22 protein-coding genes are annotated in these 24,219 nt (G+C 61.6%); 18 read left to right on the forward strand and 4 right to left on the reverse strand.

Annotated elements, in window-relative coordinates; translation table 11 throughout:
* Positions 1-13: 13 nt before the first annotated feature.
* The 3 genes from JCM17207_RS11015 to JCM17207_RS11025 form a co-directional block, all read right to left on the reverse strand.
* On the reverse strand, positions 14-454 hold the full coding sequence (locus tag JCM17207_RS11015; protein ID WP_238317673.1) for a putative ABC transporter permease: 441 nt from the start codon (positions 452-454) through the stop codon (positions 14-16).
* A 179-nt stretch (positions 455-633) separates the two neighbouring features.
* On the reverse strand, positions 634-1,722 hold the full coding sequence (locus JCM17207_RS11020; RefSeq protein ID WP_238317674.1) for a sugar kinase: 1,089 nt from the start codon (positions 1,720-1,722) through the stop codon (positions 634-636).
* A 159-nt stretch (positions 1,723-1,881) separates the two neighbouring features.
* Entirely contained in the window at positions 1,882-2,802 is a 921-nt protein-coding gene (locus JCM17207_RS11025) for a radical SAM protein (protein ID WP_238317675.1), read from the reverse strand.
* A gap of 141 nt (positions 2,803-2,943) precedes the next feature.
* Here JCM17207_RS11025 and JCM17207_RS11030 point away from each other — a divergent pair, with 141 nt between their 5' ends.
* The 9 genes from JCM17207_RS11030 (at position 2,944) to JCM17207_RS11070 (ending at position 15,317) form a co-directional block, all read left to right on the forward strand.
* Complete coding sequence (locus tag JCM17207_RS11030; RefSeq protein ID WP_238317676.1) at positions 2,944-4,950, forward strand: fructose-1,6-bisphosphatase; 2,007 nt, start codon at positions 2,944-2,946, stop codon at positions 4,948-4,950.
* A gap of 231 nt (positions 4,951-5,181) precedes the next feature.
* Positions 5,182-6,465, forward strand: a complete 1,284-nt coding sequence (gene murA, locus JCM17207_RS11035; RefSeq protein WP_238317677.1) for a UDP-N-acetylglucosamine 1-carboxyvinyltransferase — start codon at positions 5,182-5,184, stop codon at positions 6,463-6,465.
* A gap of 83 nt (positions 6,466-6,548) precedes the next feature.
* The gene (locus tag JCM17207_RS11040; RefSeq protein ID WP_238317678.1) at positions 6,549-7,337 is read left to right on the forward strand and encodes an MBL fold metallo-hydrolase; all 789 of its coding nucleotides are present in this window, start codon (positions 6,549-6,551) and stop codon (positions 7,335-7,337) included.
* Between the two features lie 431 nt (positions 7,338-7,768).
* Positions 7,769-10,429, forward strand: coding sequence for an alanine--tRNA ligase (gene alaS / locus JCM17207_RS11045; protein WP_238317679.1), 2,661 nt, complete (start codon positions 7,769-7,771; stop codon positions 10,427-10,429).
* A gap of 107 nt (positions 10,430-10,536) precedes the next feature.
* Entirely contained in the window at positions 10,537-10,878 is a 342-nt protein-coding gene (locus JCM17207_RS11050) for a histidine triad nucleotide-binding protein (RefSeq protein WP_238317680.1), read from the forward strand.
* A gap of 53 nt (positions 10,879-10,931) precedes the next feature.
* Positions 10,932-11,471, forward strand: a complete 540-nt coding sequence (locus tag JCM17207_RS11055) for a phosphoribosyltransferase family protein (protein ID WP_238317681.1) — start codon at positions 10,932-10,934, stop codon at positions 11,469-11,471.
* A 4-nt stretch (positions 11,472-11,475) separates the two neighbouring features.
* Positions 11,476-13,584, forward strand: coding sequence for a ComEC/Rec2 family competence protein (locus tag JCM17207_RS11060; RefSeq protein WP_238317682.1), 2,109 nt, complete (start codon positions 11,476-11,478; stop codon positions 13,582-13,584).
* Positions 13,585-13,650: 66 nt separating this feature from the next.
* Positions 13,651-14,676 (forward strand): DNA polymerase III subunit delta, encoded by a 1,026-nt coding sequence (gene holA, locus JCM17207_RS11065; RefSeq protein WP_238317683.1) that lies wholly within the window; start codon positions 13,651-13,653, stop codon positions 14,674-14,676.
* Complete coding sequence (locus tag JCM17207_RS11070) at positions 14,673-15,317, forward strand: ribonuclease M5 (protein ID WP_238317684.1); 645 nt, start codon at positions 14,673-14,675, stop codon at positions 15,315-15,317. Before holA ends, JCM17207_RS11070 begins: the two co-directional genes overlap by 4 nt.
* Positions 15,318-15,592: 275 nt before the next feature.
* Here JCM17207_RS11070 and JCM17207_RS11075 read toward each other — a convergent pair whose 3' ends face one another.
* Positions 15,593-16,732: a tyrosine-type recombinase/integrase gene (locus tag JCM17207_RS11075; RefSeq protein WP_238317685.1), complete on the reverse strand. Its 1,140-nt coding sequence runs from the start codon at positions 16,730-16,732 to the stop codon at positions 15,593-15,595.
* Positions 16,733-17,020: 288 nt separating this feature from the next.
* Between JCM17207_RS11075 and JCM17207_RS11080 the strand changes: the two genes are divergently transcribed.
* The 9 genes from JCM17207_RS11080 (at position 17,021) to JCM17207_RS11120 (ending at position 24,213) form a co-directional block, all read left to right on the forward strand.
* Complete coding sequence (locus JCM17207_RS11080) at positions 17,021-17,734, forward strand: CpsB/CapC family capsule biosynthesis tyrosine phosphatase (protein WP_238317686.1); 714 nt, start codon at positions 17,021-17,023, stop codon at positions 17,732-17,734.
* On the forward strand, positions 17,731-18,747 hold the full coding sequence (locus tag JCM17207_RS11085; protein WP_238317687.1) for an LCP family protein: 1,017 nt from the start codon (positions 17,731-17,733) through the stop codon (positions 18,745-18,747). The genes JCM17207_RS11080 and JCM17207_RS11085 overlap by 4 nt, the downstream gene beginning before the upstream one ends.
* A gap of 25 nt (positions 18,748-18,772) precedes the next feature.
* Positions 18,773-19,558, forward strand: a complete 786-nt coding sequence (locus tag JCM17207_RS11090; RefSeq protein ID WP_238317688.1) for a YveK family protein — start codon at positions 18,773-18,775, stop codon at positions 19,556-19,558.
* Positions 19,555-20,298 carry a CpsD/CapB family tyrosine-protein kinase gene (locus JCM17207_RS11095; protein WP_238317689.1) on the forward strand — a complete coding sequence of 248 codons (744 nt, stop codon included), beginning with the start codon at positions 19,555-19,557 and terminating at the stop codon, positions 20,296-20,298. Before JCM17207_RS11090 ends, JCM17207_RS11095 begins: the two co-directional genes overlap by 4 nt.
* A gap of 3 nt (positions 20,299-20,301) precedes the next feature.
* Positions 20,302-21,033, forward strand: coding sequence for a hypothetical protein (locus tag JCM17207_RS11100; protein ID WP_238317690.1), 732 nt, complete (start codon positions 20,302-20,304; stop codon positions 21,031-21,033).
* A 177-nt stretch (positions 21,034-21,210) separates the two neighbouring features.
* Entirely contained in the window at positions 21,211-21,963 is a 753-nt protein-coding gene (locus JCM17207_RS11105; RefSeq protein WP_238317691.1) for a sugar transferase, read from the forward strand.
* Between the two features lie 31 nt (positions 21,964-21,994).
* Complete coding sequence (locus JCM17207_RS11110) at positions 21,995-23,230, forward strand: nucleotide sugar dehydrogenase (protein WP_238317692.1); 1,236 nt, start codon at positions 21,995-21,997, stop codon at positions 23,228-23,230.
* Positions 23,231-23,243: 13 nt separating this feature from the next.
* Complete coding sequence (gene pssD / locus JCM17207_RS11115; RefSeq protein ID WP_238317693.1) at positions 23,244-23,693, forward strand: PssD/Cps14F family polysaccharide biosynthesis glycosyltransferase; 450 nt, start codon at positions 23,244-23,246, stop codon at positions 23,691-23,693.
* Positions 23,694-23,712: 19 nt separating this feature from the next.
* Complete coding sequence (locus JCM17207_RS11120; protein ID WP_238317694.1) at positions 23,713-24,213, forward strand: glycosyltransferase; 501 nt, start codon at positions 23,713-23,715, stop codon at positions 24,211-24,213.
* Positions 24,214-24,219: the final 6 nt, after the last annotated feature.

Here is a 24,219-nt window from a genome sequence, read left to right on the forward strand (position 1 = left end):
GGGGGCGGGCGTGTCATGTTGGAGTTTTCCGCGGGACAATCAGGGTATAGTGGGGCGGTTCCTCACCGAAAAAGTGCCAGCGCAGCCCGTCATCCACCAGTACCGCCGCCATGGCCACCGGAACCCACAGCAGGGCGAAAGGCAGGCAGACCTGGCCCAGCAGATTGCAGGGAAGGGCGGTATAATCCCAGATATCCCACCCCAGCCAGAGGTTCACGATACATCCGGTGAGAAACTCCAGGGGAGTGATGATACAGGCGGATCCGATCGCCCCTTGCCAGAGCAGCGGCGTCTGACGGGCGGAGGTCTCGTTCAAAAGACCTATCAGTGCAAAGCAGATCCCGCCCAGGATCCCCATGGTCCAGTGGCTGTACCCCCGCCAGATCCACTCCAGAAGGATATAGAGACAGCCGCCGCAAAGTGCAAGAAGGGTACCCTTGAGAATATGTTTCATCTGTACCTGCCTTTTTCGGAGAGTAAATGCGATAAAATAATTGTGTCTTTTTCGGGAAATGTGGTTTTCATTGGGATAGTGGACTGATATCATCCATACGGCGCCGAAAGAGAATCTATGCGCTCCTGGACACAAAAAGCCCCCGGCCATAGAAATGGCCGGGGGCTTTTGATGCAGGTTCACCGTTTGATGTCGTAGTTCATGTTCATCAGATTGCGGATGCTGGCGGCGTCATCGGTGATGTTGGCGTCGCCGTGGATGGTGTGCTTGATGACGCTGCTGGCTACGGCAAAGTTGATCATATCCATGGCCTTGTAGTCGTGGAGCATGGCGTAGATCAAACCGCTGGCGAAAGCGTCGCCGCCGCCCACCCGGTCCAGGATGGTGAAGGTGAACAGCTTGCTCTCGAAGGTGTGGCCCTGGTACCACATGAAGGCTTTCAGGCTGTTCTCGCTGCCGCTGTGGGCGTACCGCACATGGCGGGCGATGCACTTGAGGTTGGGGTACCGCTCGATGAAATGCTGGAAGATTTCGTCCTGCTGCTCATAGCTGGGCTGGAGGGGGACGCCGTCCTTCCAGTCGCCCTTGGAGTGGTCGGATTCGTCTTTCCACAGGTGATAGGGCTCGATGCCCAGCAGCACATCCACATAGGGCAGGCACTGGGTGCAGAAATCCCGGGCTTCCTCCCAGGTCCAGAGGCTGCTGCGGAAGTTGCCGTCAAAGCTGACGGTCAGACCCTTTTTCTTGGCCACCTGGAGCAGGTCCATAATCAGGGTGCGGCAGTTGGGGGCCAGGGCCGGGGTAATGCCGCTCAGGTGAAGCCAGTCGTACCCATCCAGCAGGGCGTCCAGGTCCACCCGGGAGAAATCATACTCGGTGATGGCGCTGTGCTTGCGGTCGTATGTAACCTTGGAGGCCCGGATGCCGTAGCCGGTTTCCAGGTAGTAGGTGCCCAGCCGGTGGCTGGGGGTTTCGGCCTGGGTGGAGAGAATCATGGGGGTGCAGTGGACGTCGTTGGAGCGGAGCATCCGGACAGCGCTCTTGCCCAGGCTGTTATTGGGCACCACGCTGAAGAAGGTGCTGTCCACCCCCAGATTGGCCAGAGCCAGGGCGATGTTGGCCTCGCTGCCGCCGTAGCTGGCCTCAAAGCTGGAAGCCATCCGGATCTTTTCGTAGTTCGGCGGGGTCAGCCGGAGCATAATCTCGCCGCAGGTGATAAACTTGTGGTCCTTGGTGCCGTTGCCCAAGAGAGGGTTATAATGTTCCATCGTGGTCCTCCTTTTCGGGTGTCACCGGATGCAATTCAACCGTGTGATAAAGCTCTTGTATCCATTATAACGGAATTCCGGATGATTGCAAGCAGAATTGACAATTATCGTTTGGATGACCTGTATTTTTCGTGAAATATGACGGGTTTCTCGAGAGCGTTAAATTCCGGTCAGGTCAAAGGCGGGGGTGTATTCCTCCTTAGCACTGCTCTTCTGCTGCATATAACCAGCCGTCAGGCCCTTGTCCATGGCGTAGTTGACCACCCGGCGGTACTCGTAGGTGGTGATCCGCCGGCCGATGCCGTGTTCCGCTGCTTTGTAGAAGGGGGTGTACTGGCTCATCAGGCTGGGCAAAAAGCACCCCGGGTCGGCGTCATTCCAGGCGGCCATTTGATCCAGCACCGCGAAGCTGTCGTCGACATGGCCGGGCAGGGCCAGATGCCGCAGGATGACGCCCTTTTGCAGGATCCCCTCTTCATCAAAAACCGGGCGGCCCGCCTGGGCCAGCATGGCCTCGATGGCGGCCTTGGCCACAGAAAAATAATCTGGGGCCGCCGAGAGTTCCGCCGAAAGGGCGGGGGAGAAGTATTTCAAATCGGCCAGCCAGATGTCGATGTACCCCTGCCAGGCGGCCACGCTCTCCACCGTCTCGTAGCCGCCGGTGTTGCAGACAATGGGGAGTTTCAGACCCTGAGCCCGTGCAAGATCGAGAGCCGCCGTGATCCAGGGCCGCCACTGCCCCGGGGTCACGAGGTTGATGTTGTGGGCGCCCTGACGCTGCAAATCCAGGAAAATTTCCGCCAGGCGAGGAACGGTGATCTCCCGCCCCAGCCCTTCAGCGCTGATGGGGTAGTTCTGGCAGTAGCAGCACCGCAGGGTGCAGCCCGAGAAAAAGACGGTGCCGCTGCCCCGGGTGCCGCTGATGCAGGGCTCCTCCCAGAAATGGAGGGCGGCCCGGGCGGCTTTCAGGGTGCCGCCCGCCCCACAATAACCGGCCTGCCCGGCGGCGCGGTTGGCGCCGCAGCGGCGAGGGCAGAGTTCACAATGGGCAGGGGGAGTGAAAGAAAGGGTTTCTGACATATTGCATAAAGTCCTTTGTAAAAAATTGATGGGAAAGTGAATAAGAAAATTATACCATTTTTTGCCCGGGACGTGTTATACTATTTTCAAAATAACTTGGATGCAAAATGCCCCGGTCTGTATCCCAGAGGAGGAGAGCCAATGCGCACCGAAACCGACGAGATTCGGGACAATCTCAAATACCTCAGCCTGCTTGCCCGGGATTATCCCTCCCAGGCGGCAGCGGCCAGCGAGATCATCAGCACCCAGGCACTGATGAAACTGCCCAAGGGCACCGAACATTTTATGAGCGACCTCCACGGGGAACACGAGGCTTTTGTCCACATCCTCAACTCCGCCTCGGGGGTCATCCGGGAAAAGGTGGATATCGTGCTGGGCGACACCCTGCCCGAGGAGGCTCGGGCCGAGTTGGCTACCCTGATCTACTATCCCGCCGAAAAGCTCCCCCAGCTCAAAGCCCGCTGGGCGGACGAGGATGGGCTGGACCAGTGGTACACCGAGACGCTTTTTCAGCTGATTGAGATCTGCCGGCTGGTTTCCTCCAAGCACACCCGCTCCCACGTCCGGCGGTGCCTGCCCGCCAGCTGCGGTTACATTATGGACGAGCTGCTCCACGCCCATTTCGAGGACCACGATAAGGAACTCTACTACGGTCAGATCGTGGGCAGCATCATCGAGAACGGCCGGGGGGATGCCTTCATCATCCGGCTGTGTGAGCTGATCAAACGGCTGGCGGTGGATAAACTCCATATCGTGGGCGATCTGTTTGACCGCGGGCCCCACCCCGATATCATCCTGGACCGGCTGATGCGTCACCACAGTGTGGATATTCAGTGGGGCAACCATGACGTGGTCTGGATGGGGGCGGCGGCCGGCAGCGCCATCTGTGCCTGTACGGTACTTAAGACCACCCTGGCCTACCATAACCACGGGATGCTGGAGGACTGCTATGGCATCAACCTGCGGCATTTGCAGCGGATGGCGGAGTACTACTACGGCCAGGACGACCTGTCCATCTGGATGCCCCACACCGACGCCGCCCGGGGCCCCTATACCGAGGGGATGCTCCACCGCTGTGCCGTGATGCACAAGGCCATCTCAATTTTGATGTTCAAGGTGGAGTGCCGGGTCATCGACCGGAACCCCGACTTCAAGATGGCCGGGCGGGACTATCTGCGCCGGATCAACTGGGAAAAGGGGACGGTCAACATCGCAGGGAAAGACTACCCCCTGCGGGATACTTCTTTCCCTACCGTAGACCCCGCCGACCCCACCGCCCTGAACGAGGACGAAGAGATGGTGCTGGAACGGCTGGTGCGCTCCTTCCGGGAGAGCGAAAAGCTCCAGCAGCACGTGGGATTCCTTTACGCTAAGGGCAGTGTCTACCACATCGAAAACGGCAACCTGCTCTACCATGGAGTGGTGCCCATGACCGAAAAGGGCACCTTCGCGGTGGAGCGGTTCGAGGGGCGGAACTACTCGGGCCGGGCCCTGATGGATTACTGCGACGCCCGGGCCCGGCGGGGTTATTACGCCCCCGAGGGCAGCGCCGAGCGCCGGAACGGACAGGATTTTCTGTGGTATCTCTGGTGTGGCAAGATGTCCCCTCTCTTTGGCCGCAGCGCCATGACCACCTTCGAGCGGCTCTATGTGGCCGACAAATCCACCCACACCGAAACCAAGGACCCCTATTATAAGTGGTACAACGACGAGGCGGTCTGCCGCCGGATTCTGGCCGAGTTCGGTCTGCCGGGCAGCTGCCATATTGTGAACGGCCATGTCCCGGTCCAGGAGAAAAACGGCGAGAGCCCCATCAAGGGCGGGGGACGGCTGTTGGTGATCGACGGCGGTTTCTGTCGGGCCTACCACGAAAAAACCGGCATCGCCGGGTATACCCTGGTGTATTCCAGCCGGAGCATGTCTCTGCGGACCCATCAGCCCTTTGTCAGCGCCGAAAAAGCCATCTCGGAAAACCTGGATATTATTTCCCGGAAAAACATCGTGGAGACGGAAAACCGGCGGATTCTCGTGGAAGATATCGACGAGGGCGAGGCTCTGCGGGAGCGGGTTCACGACCTCAAACAGCTGGTGACCGCCTATCAGCTGGGCTGGATCAAGGAGTCCCGCAGCGAGGACCGCATCTGGTAAAGGTGTAGATCCTGCGTCGAGTCTGTTAAAAAAATAAGAAAAATGCCGCATGTCGCGAAAAAATCTGGGCAAAACAGAAAATAAGGAGGACGGTGAAACCCAGCCTTTGCTTTTTCAGGGAAGTTGTGTATAATAAGGTGAGCCGTTGAGAGAGGGCGGAGCTTGTGCTGCCCGCTTTTGCGGCGTGGGACGTTATCTGGAATTTGCGGACCCATGAAGGAGAGCATTGTTTTGGAAAAATTTGTGATTACGGGCGGTAAGCCCTTGTACGGCGAAGTTTCGATTTCGGGTGCAAAAAATGCGGCGGTGGCCATCCTGCCGGCCACCATCCTGGCAGCGGATGTCTGCGTGATCGAAAACCTGCCGAATATCAGCGATGTATCCGTCAGCCTCAATATTCTCAGCGCGCTGGGCGCCAAGGTGCGGATGCTGAGCAAAAACACCTATGAGATTGATACCACCCATCTGGTGGGCACCAATGTGCCGGACGACCTGTCCCGCCAGATGCGGGCCAGCTACTACTTCCTGGGGGCGCTTTTGTCCCGGTTCGGCCGGGCGCAGGTGGCCATGCCCGGCGGCTGCAACCTGGGCCCCCGTCCCATCGACCAGCACCTGAAGGCATTCAGCGCCCTGGGCGCCCAGGACAGTGTGGACTACGGTATGATTACCGTCCGGGCCACCGAGCTCAACGGCGCACGGATCTTCTTTGATAAGGTCAGCGTGGGTTCCACCATGAACGCCATGCTGTCCGCCGTCATGGCCAAGGGCCAGACGGTTCTGGAGAACTGCGCCAAGGAGCCCCACGTGGTGGATCTGGCCAACTTCCTGAACATGTGCGGCGCGGACGTCCGCGGTGCCGGCACCGACGTCATCAAGGTGCAGGGCGTGGAGTCCATGCACGGCTGCAATTACAGCATCATCCCCGACCAGATCGAGGCCGGCAGCTATATGGTGGCCGCAGCGGCCACCGGCGGCGATGTCCTGGTCAAGAACGTCACCCCCAAGCACCTGGAGCCCATCACGGCCAAACTGCGCCGCGCCGGGGCTGAGGTGGAGGAGTTCGACGACGCCGTCCGGGTTCGTCGTACCGGGCCCATCCAGCCCCTCAAGATCAACACCATGCCCCATCCGGGTTTCCCCACCGATATGCAGCCCCTGATGGGCGTGCTGCTCAGCGTGGCCCAGGGCACCAGCACCATCACCGAGGGCATCTGGGATAACCGTTTCCGCTATGTGGACGAGCTGCGCAAGATGGGCGCCAACGTCCAGGTGGACGGCCAGGTGGCCGTTTTTGAAGGGGTGGAGAAGCTCCAGCCCGCCCCCCTCCACGCCAGCGACCTGCGGGCCGGCGCCGCTATGGTAGTGGCCGCCCTGATGGCCGAGGGCACCAGCGAGATCGAGGAGATCAGCCACATCGAGCGCGGCTACGAGGATATCGTGGAGAAGCTGCGCGGCCTGGGAGCCGATATCCGTAAAGTGGAGCGTGTGCCTGTGACGATGGAACAGGCGCTGTAATCCATCTTTTAAATGAACCCAAAGGAGCCGCATCGAACCGGGTGCGGCTCTTTTCCTGTCGAGAAAGGAGAGGCCCGGGGCCCATGGCAGAATTTATCTCACTTTATTCCGGATCGTCCGGCAACTGCAGCGTGGTGCGCTGCGGCCAGCGTTATCTTCTGGTGGATATGGGCAAGGGGGTTCGCACCACCTCTGCTGCCCTCAAGGCTCTGGATCTGTCCGTCAGCGACTGCGACGGCGTCCTGATCACCCACGAGCACAGCGACCACGTCAAGGGTCTGACCACCTTTTTAAAGAAATATCCGCTGCCGGTCTATGGATCGGCGGATACCGTGGATATGCTGGAATCGAACGGCGTTGTCCCGGCTTCCTGCCCGCTCTATTCCCTGGGCGGCCGGGAAGAGGACATCGGCGCTTTCGGAGTCCAGGCGTTCCCCACCAGTCACGACGTGCCCTGCGTGGGTTACCGCATTCACACCCCGGACGGCAAGACCATGAGCATCGCCACCGACCTGGGCACCTTGACCCCCGCTGTACATGAAGCCCTGTCCGGCTGCGACCTGGTGGCGCTGGAGAGCAACTACGACCTGCACATGCTTCGCACCGGGCCCTACCCCTATTATCTGCGGGCCCGGATCGAGAGCGTCCGGGGGCATCTTTCCAACGACGAGTGCTCGGCAAAGCTGCTGGAACTGATCCAGGAGGGATGCAAGCGGTTCGCCCTTTGCCATCTTTCCCAGGATAATAACACCCCCGCGCTGGCCCTTCAGACGGTGTTCACCACCCTGGGGGCGGCGGATGTGGTGCCGGACAAGGACTGCATCGTCCAGGCCCAGCGCCGCAATGAGATCAGCCCGCCCCTGGAATTTTGAGCCGGGCGCGCCGCTTTTTGCGTCAAAGTGTTGACAAGGCGCTTGAAAATGTTATAATCTATACTGTGTGCTGGGCTATGCGGTCCGGCGCAATCAGTCGAATCATGACAGCAGCTAAGAAAGGGTCAGGGTCTGCAACCAGCCGCCCAGAGAGGGAGCCCCCGCAAGGGGCTGAAAGGCTCCCCGGTATGCGTAGGTCCCAAGCCACCCTCGAGCTTCCGGCGAGATAAGCCGGACGTAGCGCGGCGTTATCGCGGCAAAGCGGCAGAGAAGGTGCGCTTTCTCTGCAAGTTGGGTGGTACCACGGAGCTTATCACAGCCTTCGTCCCTCGATTGGGGCGGGGGCTGTTTTGCGTTTGAGCGGGGCTGTCAGAAAAATACCGCCGTGTTGTGAACAGCACGGCAGGGGAATTGAGGAGAGAATAACATCTATGCAATGGACCGGTTTGAATGAACTGCGCGAAAAGTACCTTACCTTCTTTGAGGGCAAGGGCCATCTGCGCCTGGACAGCTTCCCGCTCGTCCCGAAGAACGACCCCAGCCTGCTGCTGATCAACAGCGGCATGGCCCCCATGAAGAAATGGTTCCTGGGCCAGGAGGAGCCGCCCCGTCATCGGGTGACCACCTGCCAGAAGTGCATCCGCACCCCCGACATCGAGCGGGTGGGCATCACCGCCCGCCACGGCACCTTCTTCGAGATGCTGGGCAACTTCTCCTTCCAGGATTACTTTAAAGAGGAGGCCATTCCCTGGGCTTGGGAGTTTTTGACCAGTGAGGACTGGATGGCCATTCCCAAGGACCGGCTGTTTGTCTCGGTCTACCAGGAGGACGACGAGGCCTACGACATCTGGACCAAGAAGGTGGGCGTGCCCGAGAGCCACATGGTCCGTCTGGGCAAAGAGGACAACTTCTGGGAGCACGGCTCCGGCCCGTGCGGCCCCTGCTCTGAGATCTACTTCGACCGCGGCCCCGAGTACGGCTGCGGCAAGCCGACCTGCGGCGTGGGCTGCGACTGCGACCGCTATATGGAGATCTGGAACAACGTCTTCAGCCAGTTCGATTCGGACGGCAAGGGCCACTATGAGCGGCTGCCCCGCCCCAACATCGACACCGGCATGGGCCTGGAGCGTCTGGCCTGCGTGATGCAGGGTGTGGGCAACCTGTTCGAGGTGGACACCGTCCAGAGCGTTCTGCATCATGTGGAGGCCATCTCCGGCAAGACCTACAAGCAGGATGAGAAGGTGGACATCTCCATCCGCGTCATCACCGACCACATCCGCAGCTGCACCTTCATGGTGTCGGACGGTATTCTGCCCTCCAACGAGGGCCGCGGCTACGTGCTGCGCCGTCTGCTCCGCCGCGCCGCCCGCCACGGCCGGATGCTGGGCATCCAGCGCCCCTTCCTGGTGGATCTGGTGGAGACCGTCATCCAGTCCAGCGAGTCGGCTTACCCCGAGCTGCGGGAGCATGACGCTTATATCAAGAAGGTCATCGGCACCGAGGAGGCCAACTTCGCCCGCACCATCGACGCCGGCATGAACATCCTCACCAACCTGATCGACAGCCTGGAGAAGGCTCACCAGAACCTGCTCAGCGGCCTGGATGCCTTCAAGCTGAACGATACCTTCGGCTTCCCCCTGGACCTGACCCGCGAGATCGCGGCCGAGCAGGGCCTGCAGGTGGACGAGGAGGGCTTCCACGCCGAGATGGCAAAGCAGAAGGAGCGGGCCCGCGCCGAGCGCCTCAAGAAGAATATTTCCGGCTGGAGCGCCGACCTGTTCGGCGAGCTGACCGCTGCTCCCACCGTCTTTACCGGCTATGAGTCCCTGACCGAGGAGGGCACCGTGGTGGCCCTGTCCGACGAGGAGACCCTGACCGACGCCATCTCCACCGACGACCAGGCCAAAGAGGGCGTGCTGGTGGTGCTGGACAAGACCCCCTTCTACGCCGAGATGGGCGGCCAGGCGGCCGACCACGGCGTTCTGACCGGCGAGTCCTGCACCCTGCGGGTCCTGGATGTCAAGAAGACCCCCAAGGGCTACTTCGTCCACACCTGTGTGCTGGAGAGCGGCTATGTCCGGGTGGGCGATGTTCTGACCGCCCAGGTGGATTCTGAGTACCGGATGGCCATTGCCCGCAACCACACCGCTACCCACCTGATGCAGGCGGCTCTGCGGGAGGTTCTGGGCGACCACGTCCACCAGGCTGGTTCTTATCAGGACGCCCAGGTCACCCACTTCGATTTTACCCACTTCAGCGCCGTGACTCCCGAGGAGCTGGCTCAGGTGGAGAAGATCGTCAACGACAAGATCTTTGAGGCCATGGATGTCCAGGTCCGCACCATGCCCATCGCCGAGGCCAAGAAGCTGGGCGCCATGGCCCTGTTTGGTGAGAAGTACGGCGAGATCGTCCGGGTTGTGGATGTGGAAGGCTGGTCCACCGAGTTCTGCGGCGGCACCCATGTCAAGAACACCGCCCAGATCGGCGGCTTCAAGATCATCAGCGAGTCCTCTGTGGCAGCGGGCATCCGCCGCATCGAGGCCGTCACCGGCAAGAACCTGCTGGCCCGCGCCAATGGCATCGAGATGACCCTCCGCCAGACCGCCGGCACCCTCAAGGCCAACAATGTGGCCGATGTGGTGGCCCGCGCCGAGGCCGTCATGGCCGAGAACAAGGCCATGAGCCGCGAGCTGGAGAACCTGAAAGTCCAGATCGCCAGCGCCAAGGTGCAGCAGCTGTTCGACTCCGCCGAGGAGATCAACGGCGTCAAGATCGTTTCTGCCTTCTTCTCCGGCACCAGCGGCGACACCCTGCGGGGTATGTGCGACGCCATCCGTGAGCGGGCGGTCAACCCTGTGACGGCTGTCCTGGTGGGCAGCGCCGACGGCAAGATCACCATGGCCGTCACCGTTAACAAGCTGGCCCAGGAGAAGGGCCTCAAGGCGGGCGCCCTGGTCAAGGAGCTGTCTGCCATCGCCGGCGGCAAGGGCGGCGGCAAGCCGGACTTCGCTATGGCCGGCCTCAAGGATCCCAACAAGATCGACGAGGCTCTGAACGCTGTGGGCGGCGTGGTAGCCCAGCAGATGGCCTGAGTTCGGCCGATTTTCCCGTAAATGCAGTGCGGCGCCCCGGCGGGGGACGCTGGGGCCGCCGGGCTGTTTTGGATTTGGTTTAATTTCGGACGAAAGGAGCGAATCCCATGAACGATTGTCTGTTCTGCAAGATTGCAGCAGGGGAGATCCCCTCCAACAAGCTGTATGAAGACGATCAGCTGCTGGCGTTCTACGACATCGATCCCCAGGCGCCGGTCCACTTCCTGGTCATCCCCAAGAAGCACATTGAGTCGGCGGCTGCCCTGACCGAGGCCGACGGCGCGCTGCTGGGCCACATCTTCGCAGTGATCGCCCGCCTGTGCGGCGAGCTGGGCTGTGAGGGCGGCTACCGGGTGGTGTCCAATGTGGGCGAGGACGGCGGCCAGAGTGTGAAACACCTGCACTTCCATGTGCTGGCCAAGCGCAGCCTGGCCTGGCCTCCGGGCTGATCGCCCTGCCCCGACAGAAATCACAAACCGAGTGACAGAAGGAGAGGCTATCAATGGCTGAAACCTATACCCTGAACGTTGCGGGCCTGACCCGTGAGCTGACCATCTGCAAGGTGAACGACCACCTGGATATTGCGGCCTTTATCATGCTGGGCGATGCCGAGCTGACGGTGGCCGCCGCCGAAGCACTGCTGAAAAAGTGCCCCGAGTTCGACGTGCTGCTGACCGCTGAGGCCAAGGGCATCCCCCTGGCCCACGAGATGAGCCGCCAGAGCGGCAAGCCCTATGTCTGCGCCCGCAAGAACGTCAAGCTGTATATGCACGACCCGGTGATTGTGGAGGATCAGTCCATTACCACCGAGGGCAAGCAGCGGCTTGTCATCGACCGCAAGGAGCTGGACTCCATGAAGGGCAAACGGGTTCTGGTGGTGGACGACGTGATCTCCACCGGCGGTTCCCTCAAGGCGCTGGACAACCTGGCCGAGCATACTCAGTGTGAGATCGTGGGCCAGGCGGCAGTCCTGGCTGAGGGCGATGCCGCCAAGCGCGACGACATCATCTTCCTCGAGCCGCTGCCCCTGTTCTTCCACTGATGCGATGAGAAGGCCGCTTTGTGTGCTCTGCGCTGGGCTGCTGGGCGCACAGATTGCTGCCATATTTTTGCCGCAGACGGTGTTTTGGCCGTTTGCGGCTTTCTTTGTATGCCTGAGTCTGGCGGCGGGGGTTGCCTGCCGCCCGGCCCGGGGCGGCGCAATCGTGCTGCTGGCGGGGGCGGTGGTTGGCTTGGCCCTGCTGGCCCGTACCCAGAACGAGCTGGAAAAACTGAACCAACGCTATGCGGGGCGCCTGGTGCAGTTGTCGGCCTGTGTGGAACAAATAGACGCCTATGGGGATGGCCGGGTGAGCGCTCTGCTCCGGGTGGAACAGGCAGAAGGCGAGGCAGTGGAATTCCGCTGCCAATGCAACGATCTGCCCGCCTGCTCGGTGGGGGATCTCATCCGGGCGGAATTCTGGCTGGAAGTCCCGGCCCGGGCGGATCGGCTGGACTATTATGCCGACGGCCTGGCCTTTTCGGCGGAATATGAGAGCGGGTTTGTGGTCGCCGGGCAGGACGACAGCTTCCGCACTCGGGCTTACCGATGGCAGCAGGCCCTCAGCGGGGCGGTGCGCCGCTTCCTCGACGAGGACACCGGTGGTGTGCTGGCCGCCATGGTGGTGGGGGACCGCGGTCACCTTTCTTCGGAGCTGAACGCCTCCTACCGGGCGGCGGGGCTCTCCCATGTGTTGGTGGTCAGCGGTATGCACGCCACCATCCTCTGCGGCGGGCTGTTTGCAGGCCGCGCCAGCGCCACCCGCCCCCGCAAACTCTGGCGCAGCCGTCTGCGGTCGGTGGCGTCGGCGGGGATGGCCATTTTGCTGGTGGGGATCACCGGTTTTACGCCGTCGGTCCTCCGGGCAGGGATTTCCATCTGGATCGGTGCCCTGGGGGTCTGGCTCTTTGCCCCGGCGGATGCCCTCACCTCCCTGGCCATTGCGGGGCTCTGGATCACGCTGCCCAACAGCTACGCCGTCTGTGATGTGGGCTTTGAACTCTCCTTTGCCGCGGTGCTGGGAACCCTGGCTGGTGCGGAAGTGGTCCGCCGGAGCCGCGCCGCCCGGATGAAACGCCAGGCTCTTCGAAAAAACCGCCCGCAGCCCAGCACCCTCCGGCAGTGGCGGGGGCGTATCGCTGGGGTGGTGTGGGAATCCGCCTGTATTTCGGTCTGTGCTTCGGCGGCCACCTTCCCGGTGCTGGTGCTGCGGGGGATGAGTACCAGCCTGTATGCTCTGGTGTCCAGTGTGGCGGTGCTCTGGATGGTTCAGCCCATTCTTCTGCTGGGCATCGGCGCCGCTATCACGGGGCTTCTGCCCTTTTTGCGGCCGCTTCAGATGGTATTTTCCTTTGGGGCGGGGCTGCTGGTCTGGCTGCTCAACGGCTGGGCCCGGTGGGTGGAAACCTGGCCCGGGGCGCAGATTTATTTTGAGACCGGGTATGCGGCGTTTCTCTGTCTGGTCTTGATTGGGCTGTGTCTGCTGGCCTACCACTGGCGGGTGCGGCTTCGGCTGGCCCTGCCGGTGATCCTGCTGGTGGCGTCGGTGGGAATTTTGACAGGCAACGCCCTGGAACGGGATATCATCAAGGTGACTCTGGTGGGCAGCAGTACGGCCCCATCGGTGGTTCTGACCCAAAACGGCCAGGCGGTGGTACTCTACCGGGGCGGCACCAGCGGCCAAACCGCCGTAGAAAATCGCCTCGCCCGGGACGGAGTGGAACAGATCGCCCTGGTGGTGGACCTCCGTCTTTCCCCTGAAACGCCCTGTACCCTGGAGGCAGAACAAAGCCTCACTGTGGCCGATATGGCCGACTACAATACCGAAAAATACCGCTGCGGCGGGATCGGGGTAGAGGTGTTCCGCACCCATGCGGGCTGTGGGGTCCGGCTGATGGCGGGAGGCCGCAGCCTGGTGGCGGTCAGCGGGGACTTTGAATTGGCCCGGCCGGTCCACGGGGATGTTCTGCTGGCCTCGGCCTCGGCGCCCGACGCATTCACTTGGGACGAAGTTCTGACCCTGCGAGAGGATTGTTCCTGGATGACCGAGGCGGGGGAGGCTTGGCTGGACCAGACCTTATCCCTTCGCCCGGGGGGCGGCTGGCGGCTGAGCTAGCTCCGGGCTGGCAAAAGCCGGGCCGCTGTGGTATCATATCCATAAACGGAGAGGGGAGGCGAAAGGATGCCGGACGAAAAGAAGCTGCGCCAAGTGGCGGCCAAAGGCTGCCCGGTGTACTATTTTTATTCCACCGAGGCCTATCTGGTCCGCCAGGCGGGCCGGACGGTCTGCCGTCTGTTGGCGGAGGACGCCGAAGAGGTGACCACCCTGGACGGCGCTGCGCCGGAAATCGAGCAGATCATCATGGCGGCGGGCACCATCTCCTTTTTCGGGACAAAGCGGGTGGTGCTTCTGCCCGAATTGGACCCCGCATCGTACAGCGACAAGGATCTGGACGCCCTCTGCGATACCATCGCCAGCGCCGAAAATGCGGTGCTGGTGCTGTGCAGTACCTTCGAGCCCGAGTGGGGTAAGCTCAAACTTTCCAAACGGGCCCAGAAGCTGATCGCCCACTGCAAAAAGCTGGGCTACGTGGAGGAACTGGCCAAGCCCAAGCCCTACGAGCTCAAGGCTATGCTGATGGAGCGGGCGGCGGCCCAGGGGGCTTCCCTGGCCCAGAACGCCGCCGACGCTCTGCTGGAGCGGTGCGGTGAGGAGCTTTTTTTGCTGGAAAATGAGGTGGACAAACTCTGCGCTCTGGCGGGGTATGGCACCGTCACCGCTTCCATGGTGGCCGAGATGGGCACCGTCAGCCTGGAAGCGGATGTCTTTGAGATGATCCGGATGGTGAACGCCAAAAATGCCTCGGGGGCCTGCAAAAAGCTCCAGACCCTTCTGCGGCTGCAACAGGAGCCCATCGCCATCACTGCGGCCATGATCGGCAGCTATGTGGATCTCTACCGGGTGAAACTCGGCCAGCAGAAGGGCAAAAATTACAGCGCCGTATTCAAGGATTTCGGCTACAAAGGCAGCGATTACCGGCTCAAGCGGTCGGCCCAGACGGCGGCCCATTACAGCCTCGGCCAGCTGGAACAGTGCCTTGAGATCCTGGCGGAGCTGGATGAATCTTTAAAAAGCCAGCCGGTTTCGGCGCAGATTCTGCTGGAAACAGCCCTCTGCCGCCTGGCCCTGGCGGGGAGCGGACGATGAACGAGAGACTGCACACCGATCGTGTCCTGATCGTGGAGGGCAAATACGACGCAGCCCGGCTGGCCCGGCTGACCGACGCCATGATCCTGCTGACCGATGGGTTCGGGATTTATTCGGATAAAAAACGGCAGCAGCTGTTTAAGGCTTTGGCGAAAAAGAACGGCCTGATTCTTCTCACCGACTCGGACGTGGCGGGGTTCCGGATCCGCAACTACATCACCAACCTGGTGGGGGCGGAGCATGTGGTCCAGGCCTATGTCCCGGCCATCCAGGGCAAAGAAAAACGGAAGGCCCAGCCCGGCAAAGAGGGGCTTTTGGGGGTCGAAGGGGTGCCGGACGAGCAGATTCTCCGCTCCCTGCGGGAGGCTCTGGGCCCCGAGGCCGGGGACGCGCCTCCCCGCCCGGAGGGCCGCCAGATTACTTATACCGATCTGTACGAGTGGGGCCTGTCGGGGACGGCGGGCTCCGCCGGACGAAAGGCGAAACTGCTCTCCGCCCTGGGGCTGCCGCCCCGCTTGTCCAAAAAGGAGTTGGTGGAGGCTTTGAACCGGCTGTACACCTTCGAGCAGATCGACGCGCTCCAGGCCCGGCTTTTCGCCGAGGCGGGGGAGAACGCGGCCATGACAATATCTGACAAATAAGCCAAACCAATTGACAAGCCAAACCGGTGCATGATATCATCTTACTGCCCAGTGCGCAGCGTGGTTTTTGACGGCGTTCTGCGCACGGTTAAATGCGGTATAAGTTGGCCTGGGGGGCCGGGTTCCGGGGCAGTGGGCGTCCGCTCTGCCGGGGCCGCCGGTGTGCCCGCATAGACGGGCCGATGGGTGCCTCCATCTTTAAAATGGAGGGCCGGGCCGGTTTTTCGTGGGGCGGCCCGCCTTTTCCGGCGGGGCTGCCCCTTTATTGACCCTTTTTATTCGAGCTGAACGGTTTTCACCCGCATCGCCGGGTAGATCCGGTTCAGCTCTTTTCGTTTCCGTTCCAGGGTGGTGTGGACGTATTTTCGGAGCGTGATGCTGGCGTCGGCGTGGCCCATCAGTTCACTCAAAGTTTTCAGATCGCAGCCCTTCTGGACACAGAAGGTGGCGAAGGTGTGCCGGAGCATGTGGGGATGCACCAGGCGCACCTTTGCTTTTTTCAGCAGGGCTTTGATGCTCTTGCGGTAGCTGCGGGGCTCCACCGGTTTCTCTGCCCGGCCGGATAGAAACCACCCGCTGCCCCCCTGGGTTTTGGCAAGAGCATTCAGACTTTCCAGCAGGGGGCGGGGCAGAGGGATCTCCCGGCGGGAGGAGGGGGTTTTGGGGCTTTGCAGAATCACCTGGGTTTTGCCCCCGCCGCAGCAGATCCGCTGCACCGTCCGGCGCACCGAAAGCACCCCGGCTTTCAGGTCGATATCCCGCCATTGCAGGCCGCAGACCTCGCCGATCCGCAGCCCCAGCTGCATGCAGAGCAGCAGCCCCAGCCCCCGGGCGGTGGGCCGGGCCAGGATCGAGGCTTCCAGCCGGGTTTGTTCCTTCTGGTTCAGGGGCTGGGTGGCCCGGGGGATGGGCCGGGGCAGCCGCACGACGATTTCCACCGGCCGCATATACCGCAGGTGGGCGCCGTATTTGCAGATCCGCCGGGTCAGCACCAGACATTCCCGGGCCATGGCGGCGCCCAAAGGCCGGTGGCTCCTGTCCTCCGGGCGGAAGACGGCCAAAAGCCCCTGTTCCAAGGTATCTTCGTCCAGCTCGGAGACCCGGTACCGACCAAGGACCGGCAGCAGATACCGCTCCAATGTGTAGCGGTAGTGGGCCGCAGTGGAGGGTTTGACCCCCTGCTCCATGGAGCGCAGCCAGTGGCATGCCAGCATGGAAAAAGTGGGGTCCCGGCCGTTGAGCAGGTAGTAGCTGCTCTCGGCTTTCTTTTGGATCAGCGCCTGTTTGACCTGGGCGTAGTCCCGGCCGTAGAGATAACCCCAGTGGGTTTTCCCGTCGCTGTCCTTGCCTTTGATATAGCGGCCCTCCCACCGGCCGTCTTTGCGTTTGCGGATGTTTTCGCCGTGTCTTGCCATTGGTTATTCCTCCCGGTTTTCCGGGGGCTCTGGGCCCCCTGTAAGTTTGGACCACTTATCTGACCACTTAACCTTGCAAAGAACCAACCAACCCTCTGCCGCCGATGCCTCTTTTTGGGGGCAGCCCTGGCCGCAAAAAGCCTTTTCCGGCGCTGACCTCGCCCCAAAACCGAGGCCGATCTCCATTCAAACCCTCCGTTTTCAGAACGGGGGGCTTTTTGTTTGCCAAAAAGAGGTACTTCCATTTTAAAGATGGAGGTACTCTCAAATGAAAGGAGGGCAGCCGCTGTGCTGGATCTACATACTCATATTTTGCCCGGAATGGACGACGGCAGTCCCGACCCGGAAACTTCGGCCGCCATGCTCCGACTTGAGGCGGGGCAGGGGGTTAAGGCCATCTGCGCCAGCTCCCACTATTACCGGCGGCAGAACTCCATCGAACGATTCTGCCAGCGCAGGGCCCGAGCTCTGGAGCGGCTGGGGCCTCTGCTGAGCCCGGAATTGCCCCGGGTGATCCCGGCGGCGGAGGTGGCCTTTTTCTCCGGCATCAGCGAGTGCCCGGGGCTGGACCGGCTCTGCATCGGGGAAAGCCGGACGCTCCTGTTGGAGATGCCCTTTGCCGAGTGGAACGACTTCCAGCTGGAAGAAGTGGCCGCCCTGGTGCTGGACCGGGGGTTTGGGGTGATTCTGGCCCACCCCGAGCGGTTTTGCTCCAGTCGGTCCAACCGGGAAAAACTGGCCCAGCTGGGGCAGCTGGACATCGGCTGGCAGGTCAACGCCTCGGCGCTGCTCCACTGGCGCAGCCGGAAGCTGGCCCTGGAACTTCTGCGCCAGGCCCGGCGGCCCCTTTTGGCCAGCGACTGCCATAACCTGGGCCTGAGGCCCCCCAACCTGAACGAAGGGAGAACCGTTGTCATGCAAAAACTGGGAGAGGGTTTTCTGGCTCGGATGGACCAAAACGCCGCCGAGATGACCGCTCCCGCAGGGGAGGCTGCCTCATGAGCGGATACGAGAAAAAGCGGATCAGCCGCCGGGATTTCTGCAAGGCGGCGGGGGCGGCGGCCCTGGTTCTGGCGGCTCTGGGGGGTGGAGCTTACGGCCTCCAGGTCTGGGAGAACGCCCAGGGGGCGGAGACCAGCCCCACCGGCACGGGCAGCGACCACCGCCGGCCTGTCGCCCAGAAGGAACTTACATACAGCGGCAAAACCTACCGGCAAAAATCCAAGGTGGAGAGCTATCTTTTTCTTGGCATTGACGTGATGGGCAAAGCCGTGGGCACCGAGAGCTACATCGCCGGGGGGCAGGCCGATACCCAGATTTTGCTGGTGCTGGACCACGAGGCCCAGACCTGGCAGATGCTCCAGTTCAACCGGGACAGCATGGTGGAAGTACCGGTGCTCAGCATGATGGGTACGGTACCCTACACCATCCGCCAGCAGCTGGCCCTGGCCCACGCCTATGGCAACGGTCGGGAGCAGAGCTGCGAAAACAATGTCCTGGCGGTGTCCATGTTACTGGGCGGCCAGGACATCGACGGATATTTTGCCCTGAATATGGGCGGCATCGGGATTCTGGTGGACCTGGTGGGCGGGGTGCCCCTCACCGTTACCTCGGATTTTTCGGCCATCGACCCCACTTTGATCGAGAGCGAAACCATCACACTGAACGGCGACCAGGCGCTGGAATACGTCCGCAGCCGCCAATATGTGGACGACCAGACAAATCTCGCCCGGATGGACCGGCAGCGGCAGTTTCTCTCGGCCTTTGAGGCCCAGGTCCGCCGCCAGCAGCCGGAGTTCGCCGTAGATGCCTACGACGCGCTGTCAGAGTATGCCATTACAAACATTGCGGCGGGCCCGGCGGTCCAGCTGGCGGACAAGCTCCAGCGGTACCAAAAGCTGCCCCTCTTGACCATCGAGGGTGAAAACACGGTGGAGGACGGCTACTGGGCCTATTATCTGAACGAGGACAGCTTACAGCAGACCATTTTGCAGCTGTTCTATCAGGAAATTTAACCCAACACAGGAGGAAACATTGGTTATGGAAAACCCATCCATCCACAGCGAGATGCCCCAGGGCTGGAACACCCGGGGCCCGGAGGAGGAAGAGGAGATCGACCTGGTCGAGCTGTTCTACCTGCTCTGGGGGCATATCCGGCAGATTGTCCTCTGCCTGGTTCTGGGGGCGGTGCTGGCCTTCGGGATCACCCGGTTTTTTATTACACCGCTGTATAAAGCCACATCCAGCATCTATATTGTCTCGGCCTCCAACAACTCGGTGGTCAACCTGACCGACCTTCAGATCGGCGCCCAGCTGACCGCCGATTATCAGGAGCTGATGCTCAGCCGCCCCCTTCTGGAGGATGTGGTGGCGAACCTCGGCCTCGAAATGACCACTGAGGAGCTGGCGGATCAAATCGACATTACCAACGCTTCGGACACCCGGATTTTGAAAATCACGGTCACCAGCCCGGACCCCCAGCAGGCCGCCGATGTGGCCAACGAACTGGTGAAACTGGCGCGGGTCTACCTGCCCCAGATCATGGAGACCGAAGAGCCCAACCTGGTGGAGGAGGCCATCCTGCCCACGACCAAGGCCAGCCCCAGCTACGCCCGCAGTGTCATTCTGGGGGGCGTATTGGGTGCGGCTCTCTGCTGCGGGGTGCTGATTGTCCGCCAGCTGCTCAACGACACCTTTGTGACGCCGGATGATATCGTCAAGTATTTTGGCGTCCAGCCGCTGGCCACCGTCCCTGAAGCGGGCAGCGGCCCGGCTGCCCCCAAAGCCAAAAAGCCCGCTGGGCCAAACAGAAAGGAAACGACATGAAAGAGCTGGAAATCAAGCAGCTGGGGGAGCTGCCCTTCGGGGTGACGGAGGCCCTCAACCAACTCCGGATCAATCTGGGCTTTTGCGGCGGCGGGATCAAAATCGTCATGATGACCAGCAGCGTGCCCAACGAGGGCAAGAGTTTTCTGACCCTTCATCTGTGGAAGATGATGGCCGAGGTAGGGGTGAAAACCCTTCTGATCGACTGTGATTTCCGCAACTCGGAGATGCGCCGGAAGTACGGCATCCACAGCACTTCGGGCCAGAAACTCATCGGCGGGGCCCACTATCTGGCCGGCCAAGCCAGCCTGGAGGAGGTTATTTACAAGACAAATGTCCCCAATGGCTATATGATCCCGGTGGCCTCTACTATCGCTAACCCCACCATCCTGTTGGAGAGCGACAATTTCTCCCGGATGGTGGAGGAATGTGCCGGCCAGTTTTCCTACATTCTGCTGGACACTCCGCCTCTGGGGCGGGTGGCGGACGCGCTGACCATTGCGCGGCATTGCCACGGCAGTGTCCTGGTGGTACGCAGCGGGAGCACCCCCCGCAAGCTGGTGGAAAATTCGGCTCAGCTGCTCCGGCGCACCGAGAGCCCCCTTCTGGGGGTGGTGCTGAACCGGGCGGACGTGGGCAGCCGCTCCAATGCGTACTACCACCGTTATTATGGTAGCAGTGATTATGGCTACGGCTATGGTCATTCGCACAATAAACCAACTACCAATGGAGGTAAGTAACAGATGAACAAAAAGTTTGTAATCGGTCTGGCCAGCGTCTCGCTGGCGGCGGCCATGGCGGCGCTGGGGGGCCAGGCCCTCGCAGCCGAGTGGTACCCCAGCCGCACCCAGAACGAGGTGGGGGTGGCGCACCCCGTCATCACCACCCCGGCAGGCTCTACGGTGTCGGTCTCCTCGGCCCCTGCGGTGGACCCGGCTACCGGTTCTGCCGTCCAGGTGGAGAGCTCTCAGGATGCCATCATCCAGGTGACCCCCTTGTCCCAGACTCTGGCCGCCAATGCCGCCCTCAACGCGGCGAACCCCGGCCTGACCGCCGAGCAGATGGCAGGTGCCGCCACTTCCAGCGGCCTGTCCTATGCGGCCAACGGCCAGCTGAACAGCCTGTACAATCAGGTCAACGCCGCCCCCTCGGTGAGCCAGCTGCTGGCAGCTACCGCCCCTGCCGCAGCGGCGGCTTTTGACGCCACCGTTGGCGCCCCGGCGGACGCCTACACCCCGCTGGCCCTGTACGATATTGCGGCCTCGGCGGGTGCGGCCGGCGTGATCGCCGCCAACGGCAGTGTGGATGTGGCCATCGCTGTGCCCGGCGTGGCGGACGGCGTCCAGATGGTCGCCATCTGCTGGGATCGTGCCGGCAACTCCCGCATCGTTCCGGTCCGGGTGGTGGACGGCGTGGTCTACCTGTCGGTGACAACCTCCGGCCCTGTCATGCTCATGACCCGTACGCAGGCTTAACCCCATCCGATCGCGTTTTCTGGGGGAATAAGAGCAGCCGCTCTCTGGTAGCTGCACCGATCCATCCAGGATAAACCAGGGATACCAAAAGGCTGCTTTCCGAACGTGTAAAACGCCAAGGAGAGCAGCCTTCCTTTTTTGTACGTGGATTCGGCGGGAATAGGGAAGGAGATTCTTATGCGATCCATCAGAATGTGGGTTCGGCCCCAGCCAAAGGCCGATTTTAACGCTGCGCTGGCCGAGTCCGGGCCGGAACGGACGGCTCCGGGGGAGAGAACCACCCATATTTACTGGTTTGACCCGGCGGAGCTTCGGCAAAAGCGGCGGCTCTACCGGGTGTGCCGCCGGGTGCAGGATGTGGTTCTTGCGCTGGCGGCGCTGGTGGTGCTTTCGCCCTTTTTGGGGGCGGTGGCTCTGGCGATCTGGCTGGACAGCCCCGGGGCCAGTCCGTTGTTTGTCCAGCAGCGGGTGGGCCGGGACGGGCGGCTCTTCCGGCTCTGGAAGTTCCGCTCCATGGTCCCGGACGCCGAAGCCCGGCTGGAGAGTCTTTTGGACCAGAACGAGATGGATGGCCCAGTGTTCAAGATGAAACACGACCCCCGGATCACCCGGGTGGGGCGCTGGATCCGGAGTACCAGCATCGACGAGCTGCCCCAGCTGATCAACATCCTGAAAGGCGAGATGAGTTTTGTGGGGCCCCGCCCGGCGCTGCCCCGGGAGGTGGAACAGTACACCCGGTATGAGCGGCAGCGGCTCTATGTGACCCCGGGCCTGACCTGCTACTGGCAGGTACAGCCTGGGCGAAATGAGCTGAGCTTTGCCCGATGGATGGAGCTCGATCTCAAATACATACAGGAACAAAGCTTCTGGACCGACTGGAAGCTGATCCTGAAAACAGCGGCGGCGGTGTTCCGGCGGTACGGAGCTTAATACCCCGCCCCAAGACCCGGAGGGAGAACGGATGAACCGAAAAATTGCGATTGCGGGCACAGGTTATGTGGGCCTGTCCCTGGCGGTGCTGCTGGCCCAGCACAATTCTGTGACGGCGGTGGACCTTCTGCCCGAGAAGGTCCGGCTGATCAACCACCGGCGCTCGCCGATTCAGGACGAATACATTGAGCGGTACCTGGCCGAGAAAGATCTGGACCTGACGGCTACCCTGGACGGGGCGGCGGCCTACCGGGACGCCGAATTTGTGGTGATTGCCGCCCCCACCAATTACGACAGCAAAAAGAACTTTTTCGACACCTCAGCAGTGGAGGCGGTGGTGGGCCAGGCCCTGGCCGCGAACCCGGAGACGGTCCTGGTCATCAAATCCACGGTGCCGGTGGGGTTCACCGCCCAGCTGCGGGAAAAATACGGCTGCAAGATTTTGTTCAGCCCCGAATTTCTGCGGGAGAGCAAAGCCCTCTACGATAATCTCCATCCCAGCCGGATCATTGTGGGGACCAACCTTTCAGATGAGCCCCTTATAGCGGCGGCCCGGGAGTTTGCGGCCCTCTTGCAGGAGGGCGCCCTGGAACCGGAGGTAGAAACCCTGCTGATGGGCTACTCGGAGGCCGAGGCGGTGAAACTCTTTGCCAACACCTACCTGGCCCTCCGGGTGAGCTACTTCAACGAGCTGGACACCTATGCCGAACTAAAAGGGCTGGACACCCGCCAGATTGTGGAGGGGGTCTGCCTCGACCCCCGGATCGGCGCCCACTACAATAACCCCAGTTTTGGCTATGGCGGCTATTGCCTGCCCAAAGATACAAAACAGCTTTTGGCCAACTACGCCGACGTGCCGGAAAACCTCATCGGGGCCATTGTGGCCTCCAACCGCACCCGCAAGGATTTTATTGCCGACCGGGTGCTCCAGCTGGCGGGCTTTGAACAGACCGGCGATGGCTGGACCGGCGCCCGGGAGAAAGAAATCGTGATCGGAGTCTACCGCCTGACCATGAAAACCAACAGCGATAATTTCCGCCAGAGCAGCATCCAGGGGGTCATGAAACGGGTGAAGGCCCGGGGCGCCGCCGTGATTGTTTATGAACCCACCCTGCCCGATGGGGAGACTTTTTTCGGCAGTCCGGTGGTAAACGATCTGGCCGAGTTTAAACGACGCAGTCATGCCGTGGTGGCCAACCGCTATGACCGCTGCCTGGACGATATCCGGGAAAAAGTCTATACGCGGGATGTGTTCCTGCGGGATTGAGGAGGAGAGAAAGATGAAACTCTGTATGGTGGGGTCTTCCGGCGGCCACCTGGCCCATCTCTATTTGCTGCGGCCCCTTTGGGGCGACCGGGAACGGTTTTGGGTGACCTTTGATAAAGAGGATGCCCGCAGCCTCTTGGAGGGGGAGCGGATGTACCCCTGTTATTACCCGACCAACCGCAGCCTGAAAGCCCTTTTAAAAAATACCTGGCTGGCCTGGCGGGTGCTCCGGCGGGAAAAACCGGACCTGATTGTTTCCAGCGGGGCGGCGGTGGCAGTGCCGTTTTTTTACCTGGGCAAGCTGCTGGGGGCGAAGCTGGTCTATGTGGAGGTGTTTGATCGGATCCATAAACCGACCCTGACCGGGCGGCTGGTCTACCCGATTGCAGACCAGTTCATCGTCCAGTGGGAGGAACAGACCCAGGTTTATCCCCGGGCGAAATGCTTGGGCAGTATTTTCTGAGGATAGGAGGGCAAAACCCATGATCTTTGTGACAGTAGGCACCCATGAGCAGCCCTTTGACCGGCTGCTCCGGGCGGTGGATGAACTGCGTCGGCAGGGCGCAATTCAGGAAGAAGTATTCCTCCAGACCGGCTGCTCGGATTATCAGCCCAAGGCCTGCGGGTGGGCCAGGATGCTGCCCTACCGGCAGATGGTGGAACAGATGTCCCGGGCGCGGATCGTCGTGACCCATGGCGGCCCGGCCAGCTTTATGCTCCCTCTCCAGATGGGCAAAACCCCGGTGGTGGTGCCCCGGCAAAAGCAATACGGGGAGCACGTCAACGACCATCAGGTGGAGTTCGCCCGGGAGGTCTCCCGGCGGATGGGGCTGATTCTCCCGGTGGAAGAGGTGGACCGCCTGGGGGAGGTGCTGGCCCGGTATGATACCCTGGCCGGGGCCGCAGCGGGGGAGATACCCCGGAATAACGGACGATTTAACCGGGAACTGGACGCACTGGTGCGCGGCTTGTTCCCCCAGTGAGAGGTC

Origin of the sequence: Faecalibacterium gallinarum (assembly GCF_022180365.1) — a bacterium.
In the GTDB taxonomy this organism is placed as follows: Bacteria; Bacillota; Clostridia; order Oscillospirales; family Ruminococcaceae; genus Faecalibacterium; species Faecalibacterium gallinarum.

Coding starts and splice junctions, on each gene's coding strand:
- JCM17207_RS11015 (WP_238317673.1), bottom strand. CDS start 454: ATGAAACATATTCTCAAGGGTACCCTTCTTGCACTTTGCGGCGGCTGT.
- JCM17207_RS11020 (WP_238317674.1), bottom strand. CDS start 1,722: ATGGAACATTATAACCCTCTCTTGGGCAACGGCACCAAGGACCACAAG.
- JCM17207_RS11025 (WP_238317675.1), bottom strand. CDS start 2,802: ATGTCAGAAACCCTTTCTTTCACTCCCCCTGCCCATTGTGAACTCTGC.
- JCM17207_RS11030 (WP_238317676.1), top strand. CDS start 2,944: ATGCGCACCGAAACCGACGAGATTCGGGACAATCTCAAATACCTCAGC.
- JCM17207_RS11040 (WP_238317678.1), top strand. CDS start 6,549: ATGGCAGAATTTATCTCACTTTATTCCGGATCGTCCGGCAACTGCAGC.
- alaS (WP_238317679.1), top strand. CDS start 7,769: ATGCAATGGACCGGTTTGAATGAACTGCGCGAAAAGTACCTTACCTTC.
- JCM17207_RS11050 (WP_238317680.1), top strand. CDS start 10,537: ATGAACGATTGTCTGTTCTGCAAGATTGCAGCAGGGGAGATCCCCTCC.
- JCM17207_RS11055 (WP_238317681.1), top strand. CDS start 10,932: ATGGCTGAAACCTATACCCTGAACGTTGCGGGCCTGACCCGTGAGCTG.
- JCM17207_RS11060 (WP_238317682.1), top strand. CDS start 11,476: ATGAGAAGGCCGCTTTGTGTGCTCTGCGCTGGGCTGCTGGGCGCACAG.
- holA (WP_238317683.1), top strand. CDS start 13,651: ATGCCGGACGAAAAGAAGCTGCGCCAAGTGGCGGCCAAAGGCTGCCCG.
- JCM17207_RS11070 (WP_238317684.1), top strand. CDS start 14,673: ATGAACGAGAGACTGCACACCGATCGTGTCCTGATCGTGGAGGGCAAA.
- JCM17207_RS11075 (WP_238317685.1), bottom strand. CDS start 16,732: ATGGCAAGACACGGCGAAAACATCCGCAAACGCAAAGACGGCCGGTGG.
- JCM17207_RS11085 (WP_238317687.1), top strand. CDS start 17,731: ATGAGCGGATACGAGAAAAAGCGGATCAGCCGCCGGGATTTCTGCAAG.
- JCM17207_RS11090 (WP_238317688.1), top strand. CDS start 18,773: ATGGAAAACCCATCCATCCACAGCGAGATGCCCCAGGGCTGGAACACC.
- JCM17207_RS11095 (WP_238317689.1), top strand. CDS start 19,555: ATGAAAGAGCTGGAAATCAAGCAGCTGGGGGAGCTGCCCTTCGGGGTG.
- JCM17207_RS11100 (WP_238317690.1), top strand. CDS start 20,302: ATGAACAAAAAGTTTGTAATCGGTCTGGCCAGCGTCTCGCTGGCGGCG.
- JCM17207_RS11105 (WP_238317691.1), top strand. CDS start 21,211: ATGCGATCCATCAGAATGTGGGTTCGGCCCCAGCCAAAGGCCGATTTT.
- JCM17207_RS11110 (WP_238317692.1), top strand. CDS start 21,995: ATGAACCGAAAAATTGCGATTGCGGGCACAGGTTATGTGGGCCTGTCC.
- pssD (WP_238317693.1), top strand. CDS start 23,244: ATGAAACTCTGTATGGTGGGGTCTTCCGGCGGCCACCTGGCCCATCTC.
- JCM17207_RS11120 (WP_238317694.1), top strand. CDS start 23,713: ATGATCTTTGTGACAGTAGGCACCCATGAGCAGCCCTTTGACCGGCTG.